Annotated in this window: 21 protein-coding genes; 17 read left to right on the forward strand and 4 right to left on the reverse strand. The window is 63.3% G+C overall.

The window, feature by feature from the left end:
- The first annotated feature begins 11 nt into the window (after positions 1-11).
- From FJW03_RS10735 to FJW03_RS10760, 6 genes are all read left to right on the forward strand, one after another.
- On the forward strand, positions 12-560 hold the full coding sequence (locus FJW03_RS10735; RefSeq protein WP_140607604.1) for a histidine phosphatase family protein: 549 nt from the start codon (positions 12-14) through the stop codon (positions 558-560).
- 223 nt (positions 561-783) lie between these two features.
- Positions 784-1,065: an acyl carrier protein gene (locus tag FJW03_RS10740; RefSeq protein ID WP_010909964.1), complete on the forward strand. Its 282-nt coding sequence runs from the start codon at positions 784-786 to the stop codon at positions 1,063-1,065.
- A gap of 57 nt (positions 1,066-1,122) precedes the next feature.
- Entirely contained in the window at positions 1,123-2,313 is a 1,191-nt protein-coding gene (locus FJW03_RS10745) for a beta-ketoacyl-ACP synthase (protein ID WP_140607605.1), read from the forward strand.
- Positions 2,314-2,362: 49 nt separating this feature from the next.
- Complete coding sequence (locus FJW03_RS10750) at positions 2,363-3,634, forward strand: beta-ketoacyl-ACP synthase (protein ID WP_140763312.1); 1,272 nt, start codon at positions 2,363-2,365, stop codon at positions 3,632-3,634.
- Positions 3,635-3,670: 36 nt separating this feature from the next.
- Positions 3,671-4,699: a zinc-binding dehydrogenase gene (locus FJW03_RS10755; protein ID WP_140694232.1), complete on the forward strand. Its 1,029-nt coding sequence runs from the start codon at positions 3,671-3,673 to the stop codon at positions 4,697-4,699.
- 12 nt (positions 4,700-4,711) lie between these two features.
- The gene (locus FJW03_RS10760) at positions 4,712-5,695 is read left to right on the forward strand and encodes a lipid A biosynthesis lauroyl acyltransferase (protein ID WP_181168911.1); all 984 of its coding nucleotides are present in this window, start codon (positions 4,712-4,714) and stop codon (positions 5,693-5,695) included.
- Positions 5,696-5,754: 59 nt separating this feature from the next.
- Here FJW03_RS10760 and FJW03_RS10765 read toward each other — a convergent pair whose 3' ends face one another.
- Positions 5,755-6,183 (reverse strand): L,D-transpeptidase, encoded by a 429-nt coding sequence (locus FJW03_RS10765; RefSeq protein WP_140694230.1) that lies wholly within the window; start codon positions 6,181-6,183, stop codon positions 5,755-5,757.
- 215 nt (positions 6,184-6,398) lie between these two features.
- Here FJW03_RS10765 and FJW03_RS10770 point away from each other — a divergent pair, with 215 nt between their 5' ends.
- The 5 genes from FJW03_RS10770 to FJW03_RS10790 all read left to right on the forward strand — a co-directional run bounded on the left by FJW03_RS10770 (position 6,399) and on the right by FJW03_RS10790 (position 12,973).
- Positions 6,399-7,676 (forward strand): acetylornithine deacetylase/succinyl-diaminopimelate desuccinylase family protein, encoded by a 1,278-nt coding sequence (locus FJW03_RS10770; RefSeq protein ID WP_140763318.1) that lies wholly within the window; start codon positions 6,399-6,401, stop codon positions 7,674-7,676.
- A 124-nt stretch (positions 7,677-7,800) separates the two neighbouring features.
- Entirely contained in the window at positions 7,801-9,279 is a 1,479-nt protein-coding gene (locus FJW03_RS10775) for an ABC transporter substrate-binding protein (RefSeq protein WP_140763320.1), read from the forward strand.
- Positions 9,280-9,540: 261 nt separating this feature from the next.
- Complete coding sequence (locus FJW03_RS10780) at positions 9,541-10,488, forward strand: ABC transporter permease (protein ID WP_140607612.1); 948 nt, start codon at positions 9,541-9,543, stop codon at positions 10,486-10,488.
- Complete coding sequence (locus FJW03_RS10785) at positions 10,485-11,354, forward strand: ABC transporter permease (protein WP_140763323.1); 870 nt, start codon at positions 10,485-10,487, stop codon at positions 11,352-11,354. Before FJW03_RS10780 ends, FJW03_RS10785 begins: the two co-directional genes overlap by 4 nt.
- Complete coding sequence (locus FJW03_RS10790) at positions 11,351-12,973, forward strand: ABC transporter ATP-binding protein (RefSeq protein ID WP_140763326.1); 1,623 nt, start codon at positions 11,351-11,353, stop codon at positions 12,971-12,973. The genes FJW03_RS10785 and FJW03_RS10790 overlap by 4 nt, the downstream gene beginning before the upstream one ends.
- A gap of 15 nt (positions 12,974-12,988) precedes the next feature.
- Here FJW03_RS10790 and FJW03_RS10795 read toward each other — a convergent pair whose 3' ends face one another.
- Positions 12,989-13,420, reverse strand: a complete 432-nt coding sequence (locus tag FJW03_RS10795) for a TerB family tellurite resistance protein (RefSeq protein WP_140694218.1) — start codon at positions 13,418-13,420, stop codon at positions 12,989-12,991.
- A gap of 112 nt (positions 13,421-13,532) precedes the next feature.
- Between FJW03_RS10795 and FJW03_RS10800 the strand changes: the two genes are divergently transcribed.
- The 3 genes from FJW03_RS10800 to FJW03_RS10810 all read left to right on the forward strand — a co-directional run bounded on the left by FJW03_RS10800 (position 13,533) and on the right by FJW03_RS10810 (position 15,692).
- Complete coding sequence (locus FJW03_RS10800) at positions 13,533-14,318, forward strand: TSUP family transporter (RefSeq protein WP_140694422.1); 786 nt, start codon at positions 13,533-13,535, stop codon at positions 14,316-14,318.
- A 52-nt stretch (positions 14,319-14,370) separates the two neighbouring features.
- The gene (locus tag FJW03_RS10805) at positions 14,371-15,201 is read left to right on the forward strand and encodes a helix-turn-helix domain-containing protein (RefSeq protein WP_140763329.1); all 831 of its coding nucleotides are present in this window, start codon (positions 14,371-14,373) and stop codon (positions 15,199-15,201) included.
- Between the two features lie 71 nt (positions 15,202-15,272).
- On the forward strand, positions 15,273-15,692 hold the full coding sequence (locus FJW03_RS10810; RefSeq protein WP_140763332.1) for a VOC family protein: 420 nt from the start codon (positions 15,273-15,275) through the stop codon (positions 15,690-15,692).
- A 102-nt stretch (positions 15,693-15,794) separates the two neighbouring features.
- Here FJW03_RS10810 and FJW03_RS10815 read toward each other — a convergent pair whose 3' ends face one another.
- Positions 15,795-17,270, reverse strand: coding sequence for a cobyric acid synthase (locus FJW03_RS10815; RefSeq protein ID WP_140763335.1), 1,476 nt, complete (start codon positions 17,268-17,270; stop codon positions 15,795-15,797).
- Positions 17,270-17,884: a dimethylsulfonioproprionate lyase family protein gene (locus tag FJW03_RS10820; protein ID WP_140763338.1), complete on the reverse strand. Its 615-nt coding sequence runs from the start codon at positions 17,882-17,884 to the stop codon at positions 17,270-17,272. Before FJW03_RS10820 ends, FJW03_RS10815 begins: the two co-directional genes overlap by 1 nt.
- Positions 17,885-18,028: 144 nt before the next feature.
- On the opposite strand from FJW03_RS10820, the gene FJW03_RS10825 reads away from it, so the two are divergent.
- The 3 genes from FJW03_RS10825 to mmsB all read left to right on the forward strand — a co-directional run bounded on the left by FJW03_RS10825 (position 18,029) and on the right by mmsB (position 20,590).
- Positions 18,029-19,195, forward strand: coding sequence for an isobutyryl-CoA dehydrogenase (locus FJW03_RS10825; RefSeq protein WP_140763341.1), 1,167 nt, complete (start codon positions 18,029-18,031; stop codon positions 19,193-19,195).
- A gap of 47 nt (positions 19,196-19,242) precedes the next feature.
- The gene (locus FJW03_RS10830; protein ID WP_140763344.1) at positions 19,243-19,611 is read left to right on the forward strand and encodes a four helix bundle protein; all 369 of its coding nucleotides are present in this window, start codon (positions 19,243-19,245) and stop codon (positions 19,609-19,611) included.
- Positions 19,612-19,705: 94 nt separating this feature from the next.
- A complete protein-coding gene (mmsB, locus tag FJW03_RS10835; protein WP_140763347.1) occupies positions 19,706-20,590 on the forward strand; it encodes a 3-hydroxyisobutyrate dehydrogenase in 885 nt (294 codons plus the stop codon).
- Positions 20,591-20,735: the final 145 nt, after the last annotated feature.

Below are 20,735 nucleotides of genomic sequence, written 5' to 3' on the forward strand. Positions count from 1 at the left end.
GGAAGGTGACGATGTTCCGATTGGCCTTGGCGTTGTTCCTGCTTGTTGTGCCTGTGGCGGCCCACGCAACGGATGCCGGGTGGGCGCTGCTGCGTGACGGCGGCCATGTGGTTCTGCTTCGCCACGCCATGGTCACCGGCACCAGTGACCCCGCCAATTTCGACATCGACAACTGCGGCACCCAGGTCAACCTGTCGGCGCGCGGCAAGCAGCAGGCGAGCAGGATAGGCGCCCTGTTTGCCGCCCGCGCGGCGCCGGTTGAGCGCGTGCTCTCCAGCCGCTACTGCCGCTGCCTCGACACAGCGCGCATCGCCTTCGAGGCCGAGCCGAAACTGTTCGCGCCGCTCGACCTCTTGAAGGGCGACGATGGGCAGAAGGCCGCGCAGATCGCCGGCATCCTGAAGGAAATCCGCGCTTATTCCGGCTCCGACAATCTGGTCATGGTCACCCACCTGGAAAACATCGTCGCGCTCACCGGCATCTCGCCGCGCGAGGGCGAGGCCGTGGTCGTCGAGCCGCAGGGCGACGGCCTGCGCGTGCTCGGCCGCGTCACTTTCTGAGGACCGGCCGAGGACCGGCAAGACGGCGGCGGTTTGCCATCGCCGGCAGCTGCCGGAACATCAACCGGCGGAACTGCCAGCTTGACCCACGGGCCTTCTTGCGTTTCTTGGCATGCTTCCCATCTGCGCCCGGCTCATCAGGCCTTTTCCTGCCGGGAAAAACCGACTAGACAGCGCCCAAACAAGCTGCGGACAGATTCCGCCCGCAAAGAAGGAAAAGCCCTTGTCCACCACGTTCGACAAAGTCGCCAAGATCATTGCCGACACCAGCGAGATCGATATCGACACCATCACGCCCGAAAGCCACACGATCGACGATCTCGGTATCGACAGTCTCGACTTCCTCGACATCGTCTTCGCCATCGACAAGGAATTCGGCATCAAGGTGCCGCTGGAAAAGTGGACCCAGGAAGTCAACGACGGCAAGGCTTCCACCGACGATTACTTCGTCATGAAAAACCTGTGCGCCAAGATCGACGCGCTGGTTGCCGCCAAGACCGCCTGACGCCAGTTGAGCGCCGCGACCTTGACGCGCTTCGCCGCCTGACCCACAAAGCCGCTCATGAGCAGCCCCCGCGACGTCGTCATCACTGGAATCGGCCTTGTCTCCTCATTGGGAGAAGGCCCGGAAGCCCATTGGCAGAAGCTCGCGCAACCAGGCCTGCAGCCGGTGCTCGAAGCGGCGCGCTTTGCGCCCTACACCATCCATCCGCTGCCGGAGGTCGACTGGAACCTCCAGATCGCCAAGCGCGGCGACCAGCGGCAGATGGAAACCTGGCAGCGGCTCGGCACCTATGCGGCCGGACTTGCCCTCGACGATGCCGGCATCAAGGGCAATGATGATCTCTGCGCCACCATGGACATGGTTGTCGCCGCCGGCGGCGGCGAGCGCGACGAGGCGGTCGATGCCGCCATTCTCGCCGCTTCGGAAAGCCGCAATGACCGCGATGTGCTGCTCAATGAGAAGCTGACTACCGAATTGCGGCCTACCCTGTTCCTGGCCCAGCTTTCCAACCTGCTCGCAGGTAACATCTCCATCGTCCATAAGGTGACCGGCTCGTCCAGAACCTTCATGGGCGAGGAAGGCGCCGGCGTCGCCGCCGTCGAGACGGCCGCCGCGCGCATCCGCTCCGGCCAGTCGACACACATCCTGGTCGGCGGCGCTTTCCAGACCGAGCATTCCGACATGTTGCTCGGCTACGAATTGGCCGGCTATCTGCATCGCGGCCCGTGGATGCCTGTCTGGCAAAGGCAAGGGGCCGAGGGCGGCGGCGTGGTGTCTGGCTCCGGCGGTGCCTTCCTGGTGCTGGAGCAGCGCGAACACGCGATGAGCCGGGGGCGCAAGATCTATGCCGAGCTCGGACCGGTCGTTTCCGGCCGCGCCAGGCGGTCGCGCGGAGAGCTCGACGCCGAGATCGCCGCACTGCTCGCCCGGGCGAAGCTGCCGAACGGCGAGTTGCTCGCCATGTCGGGCGCGTCCGGCGCGCATGCGGCAACCACCGCCGAAAAAGCCGCTCTCGATGCCAATCCGGCAATCGCCGCGCGCGGTTTCTCAACGCTGACCGGGCACATGAAGGAAGCGCAGTTTCCATTCGCCGTCGCGCTGGCCGCATTGGCCGTCGACCGCAAGGCCGCCTACCCTGTCTTCGATGCCGCCGCCGAGAAGCCGTTCGAAGGCATTCCCGGAACCGTCCTTGCAACGGCGATCGGCTATCACCAATTCGAGGGCATGGCACTGGTCAACGCTGCGTAAGGCGGCATTGTTCGGCGATGCTGTAACGATAAAAGGTTGAGGGCTTCCGATGGCCAATCTCAGAGATCACATGGGCAGGCCGATCGTCGCCGTCACCGGCATCGGCGTGGTGACCTCGCTTGGCGTCGGCAAGGCCGATAATTGGGCGGCGCTGACCTCGGGCAAGTCGGGCATCCACCCGATCACCCGCTTTCCCGTCGATCACCTCAACACCCGAATCTCCGGCATGGTCGATTTCCTGCCGTCGAGTTCGAAGGGCGCCAGCCCCCTCACCTACGAATTGGCCGAAACCGCAGCGCGTGAAGCCGTGGCCGAATCCGGTCTCGATTCCAGCGATTTCGGCGGGCCGCTGTTCCTCGCCTCGCCGCCGGTCGAGCTCGATTGGCACGAACGCTTCTCGCTCTACAATTCCGACAAGGACGACGCCGGCGCCGAAAGGCTGCTGCGGGTGGCGCGCGGCCTGAAGGAACTCGACATTTTCGAGACCACCCAGTTCGGCTCGATCGCCGATCGGCTCGCCGACCGGTTCGGCACGCGCGGGCTGCCGATCACGCTGTCGACCGCTTGCGCCTCCGGCGCCACCGCCATCCAGCTCGGTGTCGAGGCGATCCGTCGCGGCGAATGCGACCGGGCCCTGTCCATCGGCGCCGATGGTTCGGCGACCGCCGAGGCATTGATCCGTTTCTCGCTGCTGTCGGCGCTGTCGACCCACAACGACATTCCGGAAAAAGCTTCCAAGCCGTTTTCCAAGGACCGCGACGGCTTCGTGCTGGCCGAGGGTTCCGGCGCGCTTGTGCTGGAATCGCTGGAAGCAGCGCTGGCCCGTGGCGCGACCGTTCTTGGCATTTTGCGTGGCTGCGGCGAAAAGGCGGACGATTTCCACCGCACCCGTTCCAAGCCGGACGGTTCGCCGGCGATCGCGGCCGTTCGCGCTGCCCTTGCCGATGCCGGCCTGGGCGAAGACGAGATCGACTACGTCAATGCGCACGGCACCTCGACGCCGGAAAACGACAAGATGGAGCATCTGTCGCTGTCGACCGTGTTTGGCGAGCGGATCGGCTCGATGCCGATCTCGTCGAACAAGTCGATGATCGGCCACACGCTGTCGGCGGCGGGCGCCGTCGAGGCCGCGTTCTCGCTGATGACCATGCGCGAAGGCGTCATTCCGCCGACCATCAATTACGACAATCCTGACCCCGCGATCGTGCTCGACGTGGTGCCGAACAAGAAGCGCAATGCCGAGGTTCGCAGCGTTCTGTCGAACTCCTTCGGCTTCGGCGGCCAGAACACTTGCCTTGTCATGGCGCGGGAACCGGTCTAAGCGACCTTTTTCAGTCCCACTGAACCGACAGGCTCCATGCGCGCATTGCAACTTATCGAGGACCGCCGTCTTGAAACGGTGGACCTGCCGCCTCCCCCGCCGCCCGCACTCGGCGAAGTCACGCTGCGCGTCAAGGCGGTGGCGCTCAACCATATCGACGTCTGGGGCTGGCGCGGCATGGCCTTCGCCAAGCGCAAATTGCCGTTGGTCGTCGGCGCGGAAGCCTCCGGCGAGGTCGAGGCGGTCGGCCCAGGCGTCTCCAGCCTGCTGCCCGGGCAATTGGTGTCGATCTACGGCGCCCGCACCTGCGGCCTTTGCCGTGCTTGCCGCGAAGGCCGCGACAATCTCTGCGAACATGTTTCCGGTGTCCACGGCTTCCACCTAGACGGTTTCGCGCAGGAGAAGATCAACCTGCCGGCGCGCCTGTTGGTCCCAGCGCCGCCTGGCGTGAGCGACATCGGCGCCGCGGTGGCTCCCGTCACCTTTGGCACGGTCGAGCACATGCTGTTCGACAATGCGAAGCTTCAGCCCGGCGAGACCATCCTCATCCATGCCGGCGGCTCCGGCATCGGCTCGGCCGCGATCCAGCTGGCCAAACGCATGGGCTGCACGATCATCACCACGGTCGGGTCGAACGACAAGATCGAAAAGGCCAAGGCGCTTGGCGCCGACCATGTCATCAACTACCGCGACGACCGTTTCGAAGGCGTCGTGCGCAAGCTGACGAAGAAGAAAGGCGTCGACGTTGTGTTCGAACATGTCGGCGCCGATACCTTTGCCGGCTCGATGCTGTGCCTGAAGCGCGGCGGCCGCCTGGTGACCTGCGGCTCGACATCAGGCGTGTCGACGCAGATCAACCTGATGCAGCTGTTCCAGCAGCAGTTGAAACTTCTGGGATCGTTCGGCTGCCGCATGGAGAACATGGCCAACGCCATGCAGAAGATGGCGGCCGGACAGGTCGCGCCGGTCATCGACACCGAGGTTGGCTTCGACGATATCGATGCAGCGCTGAAGCGCATGGAAGGCCGCGACGTCTTCGGCAAGATCATCCTGCGCGTCGCCTAGGCCCTGATTTCCGTGCTCAAGAAGCTTCGCCGCGACCTGAAGTTCCGCTATGGTCGGCAGCTGCGCCAAGTGAATTACTGGCTGGTTGCACGCGCCGCGATGATCATCATGTCGATGCTGCGCCTGCTGCCGGTCGACAGCGCGCTGAATTTCGCCGACCGCGTCGCACGCCTCATTGGTCCAAGGGTTGCGCGTCACCAGGTCGCCATCGACAATTTGCGCAAGGCCTATCCGGAAAAGAGCGAGGGCGAAATCCAGGCCATCGCTTCCGATATGTGGGGCAACATGGCCCGGCTTGCCGCCGAATACATTTTCCTTGACGCCCTGTTCGACTATGACCCGGCCGCCAGCAAGCCCGGCCGCATCGAGGTCAGGGGCACTGAACACTTCATCGAGATCGCGGCCGAAAAGCAGCCGCATATCGTCTTCACCGGCCATCTCGGCAATTTCGAGCTGCTGCCGGTAGCGGCGGCCACCTTCGGCATGAACATCACGGCGCTGTTTCGCCCGCCCAACAACCCCTACCTCGCCGACTACATCCTTTCAACGCGCCGCTCGACCATGGGATCGCTGCTGCCGTCGATGGCCGGCGCCTCGTTTGCCTTGGCCGGGGTGCTGGAAAACGGCGGCAACATTGGCGTTCTCGTCGACCAGAAATTCTCCAATGGCCTAAAGACGACCTTCTTCGGCCGTCCCTGTCAAAGCAATCGCGTGCTCGGCACCCTTGCCCGCCACTACGATTGCGATGTCTATCCGGCACGCTGTGTCAGGCTGCCGGGCAACCGCTTCCGCCTCGAAATCGAGGACAAGCTGGTCTTGCCGCGCACGGCCGACGGCAGCGTCGACGTCCCCGCCGCCACCCAGATGCTGAACGACGTGGTCGAGCGTTGGGTGCGCGAGGATCCTGGCCAGTGGATGTGGTTCCACAAGCGGTGGGAGATCAGCAACTGGCGGCGCAAACGGCGGCCCAAGCCAGCTCCCGTCTCAGACGCTTGAGCCAGCCGCCGGCGAGAACGCGAGTTCTATGCCGGCCGACGAAGCCGATTTGGACGACATTAATTGCTGACGACAATGCGTGTGTTGCCGAGGCCCACTTCCCGCACCATCGTATAGAAGGTCGCGGCATTGGTCGTGTGCAGCCGCACGCAGCCATGCGAAGCCGGGCGGCCGAGTTGCCTGACGGCGCCCGTTCCATGGATGGCGTAGCCACCGCGGAAGAACACGGAATAAGGCATCGGCGACATGTCGTATTTTCGCGAATACCACATCCGCGCGGTCCGCTGCGGCCGGTAAGTGCCGCGCGGCGTGAAATAGCCCGGACGGGCGGTGGACACGGCCCACCGGTAAACCGCCGAGCCATACCGGACGGTCATCGTCTGCGACGACACGTCGATATTCGCCACCAGCATCGCCGCCTGACTTGCGATCGATGTACCAAACAGCGCGGTTGCCAGCATCGCTGCCACGAAAAAGAACTTTTTCATACGATCAAACCCCTTTGATTGCCCCTTGCCTGCCCGCCATCACGTTGTTTTCACTTTTTTAATGGCGATGAACAGATAGCACATACTCCTTGACCAATTCGCCAATCCAACGCAGCGAATTTGAACGATTTCCCGCAATAGTTGCCGCAACGACGCGCCGCACGGCTCGATCGAGGGGCTTGCAAAACCACAGGGATCGCTGCTCAACTCGCGGCATGAACGAGCGACTCCTCGAGGCAATCGACATCAGGCGCGACGAGATGGTGGCGCTGACCGGCGACCTGATCCGTTTTCCGACCATCAATCCACCGGGCGAAGCCTACCGGCCTTGCGCCGAATATATCGGCGCGCGGCTGAAGAAGCGCGGCTTCGAAACCGAGTTCATCCGCGCCGAAGGCACGCCTGGCGACACCGATCGCTACCCGCGCGTCAATGTCGTGGCCCGTTTCGACGGAAGATCACCCGGCGCCTGCGTCCACTTCAATTCGCATATCGACGTGGTCGAGGCCGGCGACGGCTGGACCGTCGATCCCTTTGCCGGCATCGTCAGGGACGGCAAGGTCTACGGCCGCGGCGCCTGCGACATGAAGGGTGGCCTGGCCGCCTCCATCATCGCCGTCGAAGCCTTCATGGAAGTCTTCCCCGATTTTCCCGGCGCCATCGAAATATCGGGCACGGTCGACGAGGAATCCGGTGGCTTCGGCGGCGTCGCCCATCTGGCCAGGCTCGGTTATTTCTCGAAACCCAGGGTCGACCACGTCATCATCCCTGAGCCATTGAACAAGGACCGCATCTGCCTTGGCCATCGCGGCGTCTGGTGGGCGGAGATCGAGACCAAGGGTGAGATCGCCCACGGCTCGATGCCCTTCCTCGGCGACAATGCGGTACGCCATATGGGCGCCGTGCTGCAGGCCTTCGAAGACGAACTGTTCCCGGCTCTCGACCGCAAGATGACGCGCATGCCCGTTGTGCCTGAAGGTGCCAGGCGCTCGACCATGAACATCAACTCCATCCATGGCGGCCAGACCGAGGATTTCCGGCCCGGCCTGCCCTCGCCCAACGTGCCCGATTCCTGCCGGCTGACCATCGACCGCCGCTTCCTGCTCGAAGAGGATCTCGCCACGGTCAAGGGCGAAGTGACTGATATTCTCGACAGGCTGAAGCGCGAACGCAAAAAGTTCGACTACGAGATCCGCGACCTGATGGAAGTGTTGCCGCTGATGACCGAGCGTGACGCGCCGGTGGTCAAGGCGGTGGCGCAAGGCATTCATGCGATCTTCGACCGCGAGCCCGATTACGTCATCTCGCCCGGCACCTACGACCAGAAGCACGTTGCGCGGATCGGCCACATCTACGACTGCATCGCCTATGGGCCGGGCATTCTCGACCTGGCACACCGGCCGGACGAGTGGGTCGGCATATCGGACATGGTGGAATCGGCCAAGGTAATGGCGATCGGCCTCAACGTGCTGCTGCGCGGCACGGCTGCATGATTAGGCCGCGGCGCAAAAACATTTCACTTCGCGTGACGCGACAGCACGAAACGCAATTTACTCCCGCGCGAAATCACGCTTCTATCCGCCGGCTTGAGCATCTGAGCACATGGGGAGTTCAGCGATGAAACTGTGGAAGACCCTACTGGCCGCTGCCGTGCTGGCGTTCGCAACCGCCACGTCGGCGTTTGCCGCCCGGACCGATCTGGTCATCGGCATTCCGCTTGAGCCTCCGCATCTCGATCCGACGGCGGGAGCGGCCGCGGCCATCAGGGAAGTCACATACGCCAACGTCTTCGAGGGCCTCACCCGCATCGGCCCGAACAGCGAAGTTCTGCCCGATCTGGCCGAGAGCTGGACCGTTTCAGACGACGGCAAGGTCTACACTTTCAAGCTGCATACCGGCGTGAAATTCCACGACGGCACCGATTTCAGTGCCGATGACGTGAAGTTTTCGCTCGACCGTGCCCGCGCGGAAAACTCCATCAACGCGCAGAAGCAGCTCTTTGCTGCCATCGACAAGGTCGAAGTGGTCGATCCCGCCACCGTGAAGGTCACGCTTACCCACCCGCAGGGCTCGTTCCTCTACAATATGGGCTGGGGCGACGCGGTGATCGTTTCGCCGAAATCCGCCGACACCAACAAGGAAAAGCCGATCGGCACCGGGCCCTTCAAATTCGAGAGCTGGGCCAAGGGTTCATCGATCACCCTCGTGAAATCGGACCATTACTGGGGCGCCCCTGTTTTCCTCGAAAAGGCCGAATTCCGCATCGTTCCCGATGCCGCCGCCGCGGTGCCGGCGCTGCTTTCCGGCGACATACAGGCTTTCCCCTTCTTCGACCCCGACAGCGTTTCTCAGGTCAAGGACGATCCGCGCTTCAAGGTCGTGGTCGGCGCGACCGAAGGCGAGACCATCCTGTCCATCAACAACAAGAAGCCACCCTTCGACAAGCTGCAGGTGAGGCAGGCGATCTCCTACGCGCTTGACCGCAAGGCGATCATCGACGGCGCCTCGGCCGGGCTCGGTCTGCCGATCGGCTCGCATATGTCGCCGGCCAACAAATATTATGTCGACCTCACCGGTCTCTATCCGCACAATGTCAACAAGGCCAAGGAACTCTTGAAGGAGGCCGGGCTGGAGAACGGCTTCAAGGCCACATTGAAACTGCCGCCACCCTCCTATGCGCGGCTCGGCGGCGAGATCATCGCTTCGGAACTTCGCGACGTCGGCATCAATCTCGAGATCATTCCGGTCGAATGGGCGCAGTGGCTGGATCAGGTGTTCACCAAGAAAGACTACGACCTGACCATCGTCTCCCACACCGAGCCGAACGACATCGGCATCTATTCGCGCAAGGACTACTACTTCAATTACGACAACCCGACCTTCGACAAGATCATCGCCGATCTGGATCTGACCTCGGACGAGGCCAAGCGCAAGGAACTGTATGCCGAAGCGCAAAAGATCCTTGCCGACGATGCCGTGGTCGGCTTCCTCTACGAATTGCCCAAGGTCGGGGTCTGGGACGCCAAGCTGCAAGGGTTGTGGGAAAACGCGCCGATCCCTGCCAACGACCTGACCAAGGTGAAATGGAGCGAGTGAGGCTCGCACAACGGTTCGTCATCCTAGGGCGGAGCAGATAGCGCAGCGAACTGCGTAAACCCTAGGATCCATTCCGCGACTTATGAGCGATGCTGCCACGCAGAACCTGGGGGAACGTGAGTTGGAGACAGAAAGAGGCAACGCTGGTTTTGGACCGCCGCGCTCTTCGACTTCTGTCACGGCATGGATCCTGGGGTCTTCGCGACGTCGCTTCGCTCCTGCTTCGCCCCAGGATGACGAAGTTGCGCTTCCCCACCTCCCATGACCGCCTACCTTCTCAAGCGCCTCGCAATAGCCATCGCCACGCTGGTGCTGGCTTCCATCGTGGTGTTCGCCGTGCTGGAAGTCCTCCCCGGCGATCCGGCGCGGCTGATGCTGGGCATGAACGCCAGCGCCGGCCAGGTGGAGCTGTTGCGCAACCAGATGGGTCTCGACGCGCCGCTTGCCTGGCGTTACCTGCACTGGGCCGGCGGCCTGCTCAGCCTCGATTTCGGCCGATCCTACACCTATTCGGTGCCGGTCATCGATCTCGTGCGTGAACGGCTTGCCGTATCGCTGCCGCTGGCGCTGATCGCGCTGGCGCTCTCCACCATCATCGCCATTCCGGTCGGGCTGTTTTCCGCCAGCCGGCGTGGACGGGTCGGCGACACGGTGGCGATGGGCGCGGCGCAGCTTGGCGTGGCCGTGCCCAATTTCTGGTTCGCACTGATGCTGATCTATGTCTTCGCCGTCTGGCTGCACCTGGTGCCGGCCGGCGGTTTTCCAGGCTGGGCCGCCGGCGCCTGGCCGGCGCTGAAATCGCTGCTGTTACCGGCGGTGGCGCTTGCTTTGCCGCAAGCCGCCATCCTGGCGCGCGTCACCCGCTCGGCGCTGATCGAGGTGCTGAACGAGGACTATATCCGCACCGCCCGCGCCAAGGGCCTGCCCTACCGCGCCGTGTTGTGGCGGCACGCGCTGCGTAACGCCATGATCCCGGTGCTGACCATCCTTGGCCTGCAATTCGCCTTCCTGCTCGCCGGCACCATCATCATCGAGAATGTCTTCTACCTACCCGGGCTCGGCCGACTGGTATTCCAGGCGATCACCCAGCGCGACCTGATCGTCGTCGAAAGCGTCGTCATGCTGCTGGTCGCCGCCGTCATTGCCGTCAACCTCGTCGTCGACCTTTCCTATGCGGTGGTCGATCCCCGCCTGAGGACCCGGCAATGACGCTGCGCATCGACATCCCCGAGGACACGTTCAGCGGCATCCTGGCCAAGGCGTTCGGGAACACCGCTTTCGTCAGCGGCTTCGTCATCACCGCGCTGATACTGGCGATGGCCATCGTCTCCTATATCTGGACGCCGTACGACGTGACGAAGCTGGTCATAGCGGACAAAACCCAAGGCCCCGCGCTGGCGCACTGGTTCGGCACCGACCATTTCGGCCGCGACATCCTGTCGATGATCATGGTCGGGGCGCGCAATTCGATTGCCGTGGCGCTGGTCGCGGTCGGCATCGGCATGGGTGTCGGCGTGCCGCTCGGCGCCTTTGCCGCGGCCCGCGGCGGCCTCGTCGACGAAGCGCTGATGCGCATCAACGATCTCGTCTTCGCCTTCCCGGCGCTGCTGTCGGCGATCATGATCACCGCCATCTTCGGGCCGGGCGCAGTCAACGCCATCATCGCCATCGGGATCTTCAATATCCCGGTCTTTGCCCGCGTTGCCCGCGCCGGCGCGCTGGCGATCTGGCCGCGCGAATTCATCCTTGCCGCGCGCGCCGCCGGCAAGAGCAGCACGCAGATCACTGTCGAACATGTCCTGCCCAACATCGCCACGCTGCTCCTGGTGCAAGGCACCATCCAGTTCGCACTCGGAATCCTGGCCGAAGCGGGACTCTCCTATCTCGGCCTTGGCGCGCAGCCGCCAATGCCGAGTTGGGGCCGCATGCTGTTCGATGCGCAGACGCGCATGGTGGCGGCGCCATGGATGGCGATCTTCCCCGGCATGGCGATCGTCATCACCGTGCTCGGCCTGAACCTTCTGGGCGACGGCATCGCCGACATCCTCGACCCCAAATCGCGGCGGCAGCGATGAGCCTGCTTGAGATCGACAATCTGTCGCTGACCATCGGCGATACGCAAATCCTGAAGGACATGGAGCTTTCCGTCGCGCCTGGCGAGGTGATGGGACTGGTCGGCGAATCCGGCTCCGGCAAATCGATGACCGCGCTGACAGTCATGCGGCTGCTCCCGCACACCGCACGTGCCACTGGGCGCGTCACATTCGACGGCATCGATATCCTCGCGGCGACCGAGGACCAGATGTGCGCGCTGCGCGGTGACGACATCGGCATGGTCTTTCAGGAGCCGATGACTGCCCTCAATCCGGTCAAGACCATCGGCGAACAGGTGGCCGAAGGCATACGCTGGCACACCAAAGCGACGCGCGCCGAAGCCGAGGAGCGGGCGCGAAAAATGCTCGACCGCGTCGGCCTTCCCTCGGCGAAATTCCCGCTGTCGCGCTATCCGCACGAACTGTCCGGCGGCCAGCGCCAGCGCGTCGTCATCGCCATTGCCTGCGCGCTGAAACCGAAACTGCTGATCGCCGACGAGCCGACGACGGCGCTCGATGTCGTGCTGCAGGCGCAGATCCTCGATCTCTTGCGCGGTCTCGTTGCGGAGAGCCGCATGGGTCTGCTGCTGATCTCGCACGATCTCGCTGTGGTGACCGAGATGGCGGATCGCATCACCATCATGCGCCGCGGCGAGGTGATGGAGGCCGGAGACACCGCGCGCACGCTGTCGGAACAGCTTCATTCCTATACGCGCCAGCTGGCGCAAGCCTCGATGCATGTACCGGCACGCGCCAGGCCACACGGCGCCGGGCTGGGCCAACCCATGCTTCAGGTTGAAGGCGTGACCCGCGACTATCCCGGCCGGCGTACTTCGCTGTTTCGGCGCGCGCCTGATATCCGTGCCGTCGACGATGTCTCCCTGTCGATGGCGCCCGGCCAGTCGGTGGCGCTGGTCGGCCGCTCCGGCTGCGGCAAGTCGACACTCGCGCGCATGATCCTGGCGCTGGACCGGCCGAGTTCGGGCACGATCCGGTTTCGCGGCGAAACCATCACCGGCAAGAGCGAAGCCGAGCTGAAACCGGCCAGGCGCGACATGCAGGTTGTCTTCCAGGATCCCTATGGCTCCTTCGACCCGCGCCAGAAGGTCGAAAGACTGGTCGCCGAACCCTTGCATGTACTGGACAAAAAACCGACGCGCGCCGAGCGCCGTGAGATGGTCGCGCATGCGCTGCACGAGGTCGGCCTGGACCAGCGCGACATGGACAAGTACCCGCATGAATTTTCCGGCGGTCAGCGCCAGCGCCTGTCGATCGCCCGCGCGATCATCACCCGTCCCAAGCTGGTCGTCGCCGACGAGCCGGTTTCGGCGCTCGATGTGTCGATCCGTGCCCAGATCCTCGATTTGTTCGCCGGGCTCAACCAGAAACTCGGTATCGCCTACCTCTTCATCACCCACGACCTGACCGTCGCCCGCGCCATCACGGACGAGGTGCTGGTCATGCATGACGGCAAGATCGTCGAGCGCGGCAAGACGAGCGAGGTGCTGGACCGCCCGCAGTCAGAAGCCGCGCGAGCCCTGGTCACCGCTGCACCGGACCTGCACCGAGCGATCGCGCGAAGAATGCAGGAACAGGGGTGAGCAAGCTGTTCGACCTTAGTCTTCCGGCTGCACCACATCGACCGGGCTGATGTCGAGCAGGTCGAGCGTGCGGCGCAGCAGGCGCACCTCGGTCTCGGCCAGTTGCGAATCCGCCTTCGCGATCTCGGCCATGTGGCGGGCCAATTGCTTGCGTCGTTCGATGTCGAGATCGCGAAAAAGCGCGATCGCCTGCGAGCCATTGGTCTCGTAACCGAACTCATTGAGATATTCGATGACGTTGTCGATGCTGGTCTCGGGGATACCGAAAGCATCCTTGCAGATGCGCCGGAAGGCAATCATCTCGCTCTCGCTGACGGTGCCGTCCGCCAGGATCATGCGGAACAACATCAACAGTTCCGCCGAGAGGACCGGGTCGTCCGCCACCTTGCGCACGCCAGGGTCGCCGTCGAAGATAGAGCGTATCTGGTCCATCAATGCGAACGCCATCAGAGCCCCTTTCCGATTCCACTTCAATAATTAGCGCGGAATCAGCCTTGCGCAAACGGGATCGTCGTGGTCGAACGCCTGATATCTCAGCGAAGTGCGCTTTCTCATCTCGATGATCGACCTCAGCCTGCAGACTGTCGCCATGCTCGCTTTCGCCGCTTTTGCCGCGGGCTTTGTCGATTCGATCGCCGGCGGTGGCGGGCTGATCACCATCCCGGCACTGCTGCTTGCCGGTTTTTCACCGGTCGAGGCGCTTGGAACCAACAAGCTGCAAGGCATGTTCGGCTCCGGGTCGGCGACGATCCACTATGCCTCCAAGGGGCATGTCCACCTGCGCCGGCAATTGCCGCCGGCCCTGCTGGCGCTTGCCGGAAGCGCCGTCGGCGCCTTGCTGGCCACGATCGTTCCCGGCGACCTGTTGCGCGCCCTGCTGCCGCTGGTGCTGATCGCCATTGCGCTCTACTTCGCGCTCAAACCCAACATGAACGACGTCGACCGGGCCGAGCGCCTGTCGCCCTTCCTGTTCGGACTGACCCTGGTGCCGGCAATCGGCTTTTATGATGGCCTGTTCGGGCCGGGCGCCGGTTCCTTCTATATGCTGGCCTTCGTCGCGCTTGCCGGCTACGGCGTGCTCAAGGCGACGGCGCATACCAAGCTGCTCAACTTCGCCTCCAACATCGGCGGCTTCATTGTCTTCGCCGCGGTCGGCGTCATCTCCTGGAAGATCGGCCTGATGATGGGCGTTGCCCAGTTCCTGGGTGCCCGCCTCGGCGCCAGCCTCGCCATGCGCATCGGCGCCAGATTGATCAAGCCGCTGCTGGTGATCGTGTGTGTGGCACTGGCGGCGAAACTGCTGGCCGACCCGGCCAACCCGCTGCGTGTCATGATCGGCGTTTGATAGACAGCCACTGTTCGAATAATGTTGGATTGGCCGGGCGGAAGGATGGCCAATGCCAATCGAGATGCAGCGCCGAACGGAACAGGACCGCTCCATATCTGGACGCTTCGAGATGCGCCGGCTTCTTCCCGATCCCGCGCTTGAGGGCGTTGTCACCGACATTTGCGGCTACCGCGAAACCGCTGCCGGCCATTTTTGCAATGTCGAATACGCCTCGCTGACCGTGCCGCTGGTCATCAGCTTCGCAGAGCCCTTCGCCATCGGCCTTGGCAAGGCGCCTGATGACAATGACCGCTTCGCCAGCTTCGCCGCCGGCCTCTTCGCCGGACCTGTGATGATCGAATCCTTCGGCGCCGCCTGCTGCGTCCAGATCAATTTCACGCCGCTTGGCGCGCGCCGCTTCTTTCGCCTGCCGATGAGCGAACTGACCGACAGCATGGTCGTGCTCGACGACGTGCTGGGCACCGAGGGCATGGCGCTGCGCGAACGGCTTGGCAACGCGCCGAACTGGACGGCGCGTTTCGATCTTGCGGAAGCCTTCGTCACCGCCCGTCTTGCGAGCGCCGCCGAAACGCCGCCGGAGATCGCGTGGGCCTATGACCGCATCGTCACATCGGGCGGCCGGACACGGATTGCATCGCTCGCCGAGAGACTGGGCTGGAGCCGCAAACATCTGGCCGGCAGCTTTTCCAACGCCATCGGCATCGGCCCCAAGACGATGTCGCGCATCGTGCGCTTCAACCGCGCGCTCGGCCTGTCGCGGCAGCAAACCGCTGACTGGGCCGACATTGCCGCCGATTGCGGCTATGCCGACCAGGCGCATCTGGTGCGCGAATTCCGTGAGCTGGCAGGCGAGACGCCGACGGCGCTTTCGGTCAGGTAACATTTCTTCAAGACGCTGGAACGGCCTTCGCCCAGACTGGGTATCGACCAATCCAACCGAAGGAGATCGACATGAACAGCAGCACTGAAGCACCACGGCTCTACCCTGCCCTGCGCTATCGGAATGCCGCGAAAATGATCGACTGGCTGTGCGAAGCCTTTGGCTTCAGCGTCCGTGCCCGCTATGGCGAAGGCGATGTCGTTCATCATGCCGAACTGGTGTTCGGCTCCTCCATGATCATGCTGGGCACGGTGCGTGATGACGACTACGGCAAGATGGTCGGGGAGCCAGGTTCGGGCGGCGGCAAGTCGATCTATATCGCCGTCGACGATGCCGATGCCGCCTACGCCAGGGCAAAGGAAGCCGGTGCCACGATCATCCAGGAACTGACCGACCGCGACTATGGCAGCCGTGAGTTCATCTGCCGCGACCCGGAAGGAAATGTCTGGTCCTTCGGCACCTATTGGCCGAAGACCGGCGAGAAGGCCTGAGCCAATAGCGCCATATGGCTGACGACGCCCAGCTTCGTCATCCCTGCGCGAAGCAGGGCTGACGAAGCGATGGATGTTCCAGCAATCACCAGCGCCGGGAGATCAGCGCGCCATCGCGAAAATCGCGTCACAGTCGAGATGGGCCTCCAACTCGGCGGCGACCTCGTCCAGGGCCCGCTCGACCTCGGCCCGGTAATCGATGCCGCCACCGCTGATCCCAAGGCTTTCAAGGAACTTTCCTCGAAAGCCGTCGGCGCCGAACAGACCGTGCATATAGGTGCCGATCACTTTGCCATCGGCCGAGATCGCACCATCCTCGGCGCCGTTGATGATCGCCGACGGTCGCATAGTATCCGGCCCGGTGGTGCGGCCGAGATGGATCTCGTATCCCTCAAGCGGCAGGTCGAACGGCACCGAGCGCGCGCTGACATTGCGCACCGTCTTCTCCGGCTCCATCACCGTTTCGATATCGAGCAGGCCGAGCCCCTCGGCCTCGGTAACGCTGCCTTCGATGCCGTCGGGATCGCGCACCATATGGCCGAGCATCTGATAGCCGCCACAGATGCCGACGATGTGGCCGCCGCGCTTGCGATGCCCGGCAAGATCCCGGTCCCAGCCGTTCTCGCGGAATTTCAGGAGATCGCCGATCGTCGATTTCGAGCCGGGAATGACCACCAGCCCGGCATCGGCCGGCAGCGGTGTACCGGGCGGTACGAACACCACCTCTACCTGAGGTTCGGCCTTGAGCGGGTCGAGATCGTCGAAATTGGCGATGCGACCAAGCATCGGCACCGCCACCTTCAGCGCGCGCGCCTCGCCGGACGCAAGCCGTTCCAGCACCACCGAATCCTCCGAAGGCAACCTTGCCGCCGCCTTCAGCCATGGCACGACGCCGAAACAGCGCCATCCGGTGAATTTTTCGATCGCCTTCAGGCCATCATCGAACAGCGAGACATCGCCCCGGAACTTGTTGATAAGGTAACCCACGATCATGCGTCGGTCCTCTTCCGGCAGGATCAGATGCGTACCGGCAACCGAGGCGATGACGCCGCCGCGGTCGATATCGCCGACCAGCACAACCGGCACATTGGCACGCGTGGCAAAGCCCATATTGGCGATGTCGCGGCTCCTGAGATTGATTTCGGCCGGCGAGCCGGCACCCTCGACAATGACAAGGTCCGCGTCCTCGCTGACCTTCGCCCAGGAATCGAGCACCGCGTCCATCAGCCGGCCCTTCAGCGCCTGGTAGTCGCGCGCCCTCGCCTCGCCGAACACCTTGCCCTGCACGATGATTTGCGCGGCGACATCGGTCTGGGGCTTGAGCAGCACCGGGTTCATGTGGACTGACGGCGCGACGCCGCAAGCGATTGCTTGCAGCCATTGCGCACGGCCGATCTCGCCGCCGCTATGCCTGTTGTCGTCGGGAATGTCGGCGACCGCGGCGTTGTTCGACATGTTTTGCGGTTTGAACGGTCGCACCTTCAGGCCGCGTTTTTTTGCGGCGCGACAGAGGCCGGCAACCAGCACCGTCTTGCCGACATCCGAACCCGTGCCTTGCAGCATGATTGCCCTGGCCATCAGTTCCGGCCCTGCGTCGCGGTTCCGGTGATCGTGGATTTCTGCGCCAACGGCCCGCCGCGCCAGATGTAGAGCGCCAGCAGCGGCTCCTTGCCCGTTCGCATGGCGTGATTGACGTTCGAAGCGTGGTGGACGACCTCGCCGGCCTCCCGCTTGCGAAAACCGCCCTCGCCCATGCGCCACTCTGTGCCACCGGTCAGCGGAATATAGATCTCCTCGGCGACGTGATGGTGATCGGGATAGACGATGTCGGGCCCGAGGATCAGCAGCCCGGCCGCCACCTCGTCATTGGCGAAATGGCCACGCGTACCGAACATTTCCAGCCAGCCGTAATTGTCGATGAAGGCCTTGCCGAAATCAGCCTCCGTATAGGTCTGCCCCCAATGCAAATCGTTGCGCTGCCGCGCCAGCAATTGCACCAACGGCTTCGCATCCGGCGGCGTCAGTCCGGCGGCGCGATCGAGATGGCGCAGGCAGCCGAGCGTATGTGGCTCCAGTGCGCGGGCCGGCATGTCCCAGCCAATGCGCGCCACGGCGTCTCGCACCAGGGCATTGTCCGCTGAAGCGAGATAGGCGCGGAACTGTTCCAGCAGTTCGTCGAATTTTGTCGTCACATCTGGCTCCGAACATGCATTGATGCACAGCCGCTCCGCGATCGGCTGGGTTGCGCGGCGGCATCATTGGTCTAGATTGGTGCGCGCGCAAAGCCAAAAACGACAGGCCAGCGGGCTAGCTGGCCAGTATACAGGGAGCACGCCATGGACGCCGCGGTCGATGCGAGCACCAGCCAGTTCGAACTCAACGAGGAACAGCGCGCCATCCAGGAGATGGCCCAGGTGTTCGCCACCGATCGCGTCGCGCCGAACGCGCTCGACTGGGACCGCAGGAAACATTTCCCCGCCGATGTGATCCGCGAAACCGGGCCGCTCGGCCTCGGCGGCATCTACATAAGGGACGATGTCGGCGGCTCCGCGCTCGGCCGACTCGATGCCGTGCTGATCTTCGAGGCGCTGTCGCATGCCGATCCGGCCTTTTCGTCCTTCATCTCGATCCACAACATGGTGGCCTCGATGATCGACCGCTTCGGCAATGAGGAGCAGCGCCAGCGCTTCCTGCCCAAGCTGACCTCGATGGAATGGCTGGCGAGCTACTGCCTGACCGAGCCGGGCTCCGGATCGGATGCCGCGGCGCTGAAGACGCGCGCGGTGAAAAGCGGTGGCGACTACATCCTCAACGGCGCCAAGCAATTCATCTCCGGCGCCGGCGACAGCGACCTCTATGCCGTCATGGTGCGCACCGGTGCCGAGGGGCCGAAGGGCATTTCCACCGTCATCGTGCCGAAAGACGCGCCCGGCCTCTCCTTCGGCGCCAACGAGCACAAGATGGGCTGGCACATGCAGTCGACGCGCCAGGTCATCTTCGAGGATTGCAAGGTGCCGGCCGAAAACCTTCTGTCGGGTGAAGGCGCCGGCTTCGGCATCGCCATGGCCGGCCTCGACGGCGGCCGGCTGAACATCGCCGCCTGTTCGCTGGGTGGCGCGCAGTCGGCGCTCGACAAGGCATTGTCCTACACGGCAGAGCGCAAGGCCTTCGGCTCGAAAATCAATCAGTTCCAGGCTTTGCAGTTCAGGCTGGCCGACATGGAGACAGAACTGCAGGCCGCGCGCATCTTCCTCTATGCCGCCGCCTCCAAACTCGACCGCAAGGCGCCGGACGCCGGCAAATGGTCGGCGATGGCCAAACGCTTCGTCACCGACACCGGTTTCAACGTCGCCAACGATGCGCTTCAACTGCTCGGCGGTTACGGCTATCTGCATGATTATGGCATCGAGAAGCTGGTGCGTGACCTGCGCGTCCACCAGATCCTCGAAGGCACCAACGAGATAATGCGCGTCATCATAGCGCGCGCCTTGATCGGAAGGTGAAACTAGGCAGTAGGCAGTAGGCAGTAGGCAGTAGGCAGTAGGCAGAGATGACCGGCAAGATCAATTCGTACAAGGATCTTATCGTGTGGCAGCAGGCCATGGACCTGGCCGTCGCTACCTACTCGTTGACCAAGACGTGGCCAAAAGAAGAATTATATGGGCTCACCAGCCAGATCCGTCGTTCAGCCAACTCCATTCCTGCGAACATCGCGGAAGGGTACGGCCGAGACAATAGAGGCTCTTATCAGCAATTTCTCAGGATTGCCCAAGGCTCCCTGAAAGAGTTCGAGATGCACCTCCAGATCGCCGAACGAATCGGCTTAGCCACGCACGATCAAACAAATCAGATGCTGTTAGCGACCGAGGGCATCGGAAAAATGCTTCGCCAACTTATCATCAAACTTGCACCCGAATAGTCGCCTACTGCCTACTGCCTACTGCCTACTGCCTACTGCCTACTGCCTACTGCCTACTGCCTAAAGGCCTCACCCCAAATCAAGGAGCGCCCCTATGACCACCATCGCCTTCATCGGCCTCGGCAATATGGGCAATCCAATGGCCGCGAACCTGGTCAAGGCAGGGCATACGGTGCATGGCTTCGACCTGGTGACGGAGAGCCTGACCGTCGCGAGGGAGCACGGCGTCGTCGTCATGGCCAACGCACCGGCCGCAGTGAAGGACGCCGATGTAGTCATCACTATGCTCCCCGCCGGCAAGCACGTGCTGTCGGTCTATGAGGACATCGCCTCCAAGGCAAAAAAAGGCGCGCTGTTCATCGACTCCTCGACGATTGACGTCGATTCGGCACGCAAGGCGCATGCCATCGCGGCGAAACACGGCCTGCTGTCGATCGACGCCCCTGTTTCCGGCGGCACCGGCGGCGCCACCGCCGGCACGCTGACCTTCATGGCCGGGGGCTCCGACGATGCATTCGCCACGGCCGAACCAATCCTCAAGCCGATGGCCGGCCGCATCGTCCATTGCGGCGGCGATGGCGCCGGCCAGGCGGCGAAGATCTGCAACAACATGATCCTCGGCATTTCGATGATCGGTGTCGCCGAGGCCTTCGTGCTGGCGGAAAAGCTCGGCCTGTCGCATCAGGCGCTGTTCGACGTCGCCTCGACCTCTTCAGGCCAGTGCTGGTCGCTGACCACCTATTGCCCGGTGCCCGGCCCGGTGCCCACCTCGCCCGCCAACAAGGATTACAAGCCGGGCTTTGCCGCCGCCCTTATGCTGAAGGACCTGAAACTGTCACAGGAAGCAGCACTTGGCGCGGGCGCGGTGACGCCACTTGGTGCTGAAGCGGCACAACTCTATGCCCTGTTCAACGCCCAGGGGCATGGCGGCGCCGATTTCTCCGGTATAATTAATTTTCTGCGCGGCGCCCCTGCGTAACCAACGGATTTGATGGGCTTTTTCCTGGTTGGCCCGGCAGGACGGCCGCAAATTTAGATTTGCTTAAGCTCTCGATAACTCCGCGGTAACGATGTCCCTATAAAACGGATTGCGAGGCGGACATATCGCATCCGCCCGGCGCTCC

The sequence above is a fragment of the Mesorhizobium sp. B4-1-4 genome, from assembly GCF_006439395.2.
Taxonomy (GTDB): Bacteria; Pseudomonadota; Alphaproteobacteria; order Rhizobiales; family Rhizobiaceae; genus Mesorhizobium.

What these genes read in the sequence shown, in the direction of transcription:
- FJW03_RS10785 (WP_140763323.1), top strand. Translation starts at nt 10,485, where the DNA reads ATGACGCTGCGCATCGACATCCCCGAGGACACGTTCAGCGGCATCCTG.
- FJW03_RS10745 (WP_140607605.1), top strand. Translation starts at nt 1,123, where the DNA reads ATGAGCAGCCCCCGCGACGTCGTCATCACTGGAATCGGCCTTGTCTCC.
- FJW03_RS10735 (WP_140607604.1), top strand. Translation starts at nt 12, where the DNA reads ATGTTCCGATTGGCCTTGGCGTTGTTCCTGCTTGTTGTGCCTGTGGCG.
- FJW03_RS10810 (WP_140763332.1), top strand. Translation starts at nt 15,273, where the DNA reads ATGAACAGCAGCACTGAAGCACCACGGCTCTACCCTGCCCTGCGCTAT.
- FJW03_RS10755 (WP_140694232.1), top strand. Translation starts at nt 3,671, where the DNA reads ATGCGCGCATTGCAACTTATCGAGGACCGCCGTCTTGAAACGGTGGAC.
- FJW03_RS10830 (WP_140763344.1), top strand. Translation starts at nt 19,243, where the DNA reads ATGACCGGCAAGATCAATTCGTACAAGGATCTTATCGTGTGGCAGCAG.
- FJW03_RS10795 (WP_140694218.1), bottom strand. Translation starts at nt 13,420, where the DNA reads ATGGCGTTCGCATTGATGGACCAGATACGCTCTATCTTCGACGGCGAC.
- FJW03_RS10800 (WP_140694422.1), top strand. Translation starts at nt 13,533, where the DNA reads ATGATCGACCTCAGCCTGCAGACTGTCGCCATGCTCGCTTTCGCCGCT.
- FJW03_RS10790 (WP_140763326.1), top strand. Translation starts at nt 11,351, where the DNA reads ATGAGCCTGCTTGAGATCGACAATCTGTCGCTGACCATCGGCGATACG.
- FJW03_RS10765 (WP_140694230.1), bottom strand. Translation starts at nt 6,183, where the DNA reads ATGAAAAAGTTCTTTTTCGTGGCAGCGATGCTGGCAACCGCGCTGTTT.
- FJW03_RS10775 (WP_140763320.1), top strand. Translation starts at nt 7,801, where the DNA reads ATGAAACTGTGGAAGACCCTACTGGCCGCTGCCGTGCTGGCGTTCGCA.
- FJW03_RS10825 (WP_140763341.1), top strand. Translation starts at nt 18,029, where the DNA reads ATGGACGCCGCGGTCGATGCGAGCACCAGCCAGTTCGAACTCAACGAG.
- FJW03_RS10780 (WP_140607612.1), top strand. Translation starts at nt 9,541, where the DNA reads ATGACCGCCTACCTTCTCAAGCGCCTCGCAATAGCCATCGCCACGCTG.
- FJW03_RS10750 (WP_140763312.1), top strand. Translation starts at nt 2,363, where the DNA reads ATGGCCAATCTCAGAGATCACATGGGCAGGCCGATCGTCGCCGTCACC.
- mmsB (WP_140763347.1), top strand. Translation starts at nt 19,706, where the DNA reads ATGACCACCATCGCCTTCATCGGCCTCGGCAATATGGGCAATCCAATG.
- FJW03_RS10805 (WP_140763329.1), top strand. Translation starts at nt 14,371, where the DNA reads ATGCCAATCGAGATGCAGCGCCGAACGGAACAGGACCGCTCCATATCT.
- FJW03_RS10770 (WP_140763318.1), top strand. Translation starts at nt 6,399, where the DNA reads ATGAACGAGCGACTCCTCGAGGCAATCGACATCAGGCGCGACGAGATG.
- FJW03_RS10815 (WP_140763335.1), bottom strand. Translation starts at nt 17,270, where the DNA reads ATGGCCAGGGCAATCATGCTGCAAGGCACGGGTTCGGATGTCGGCAAG.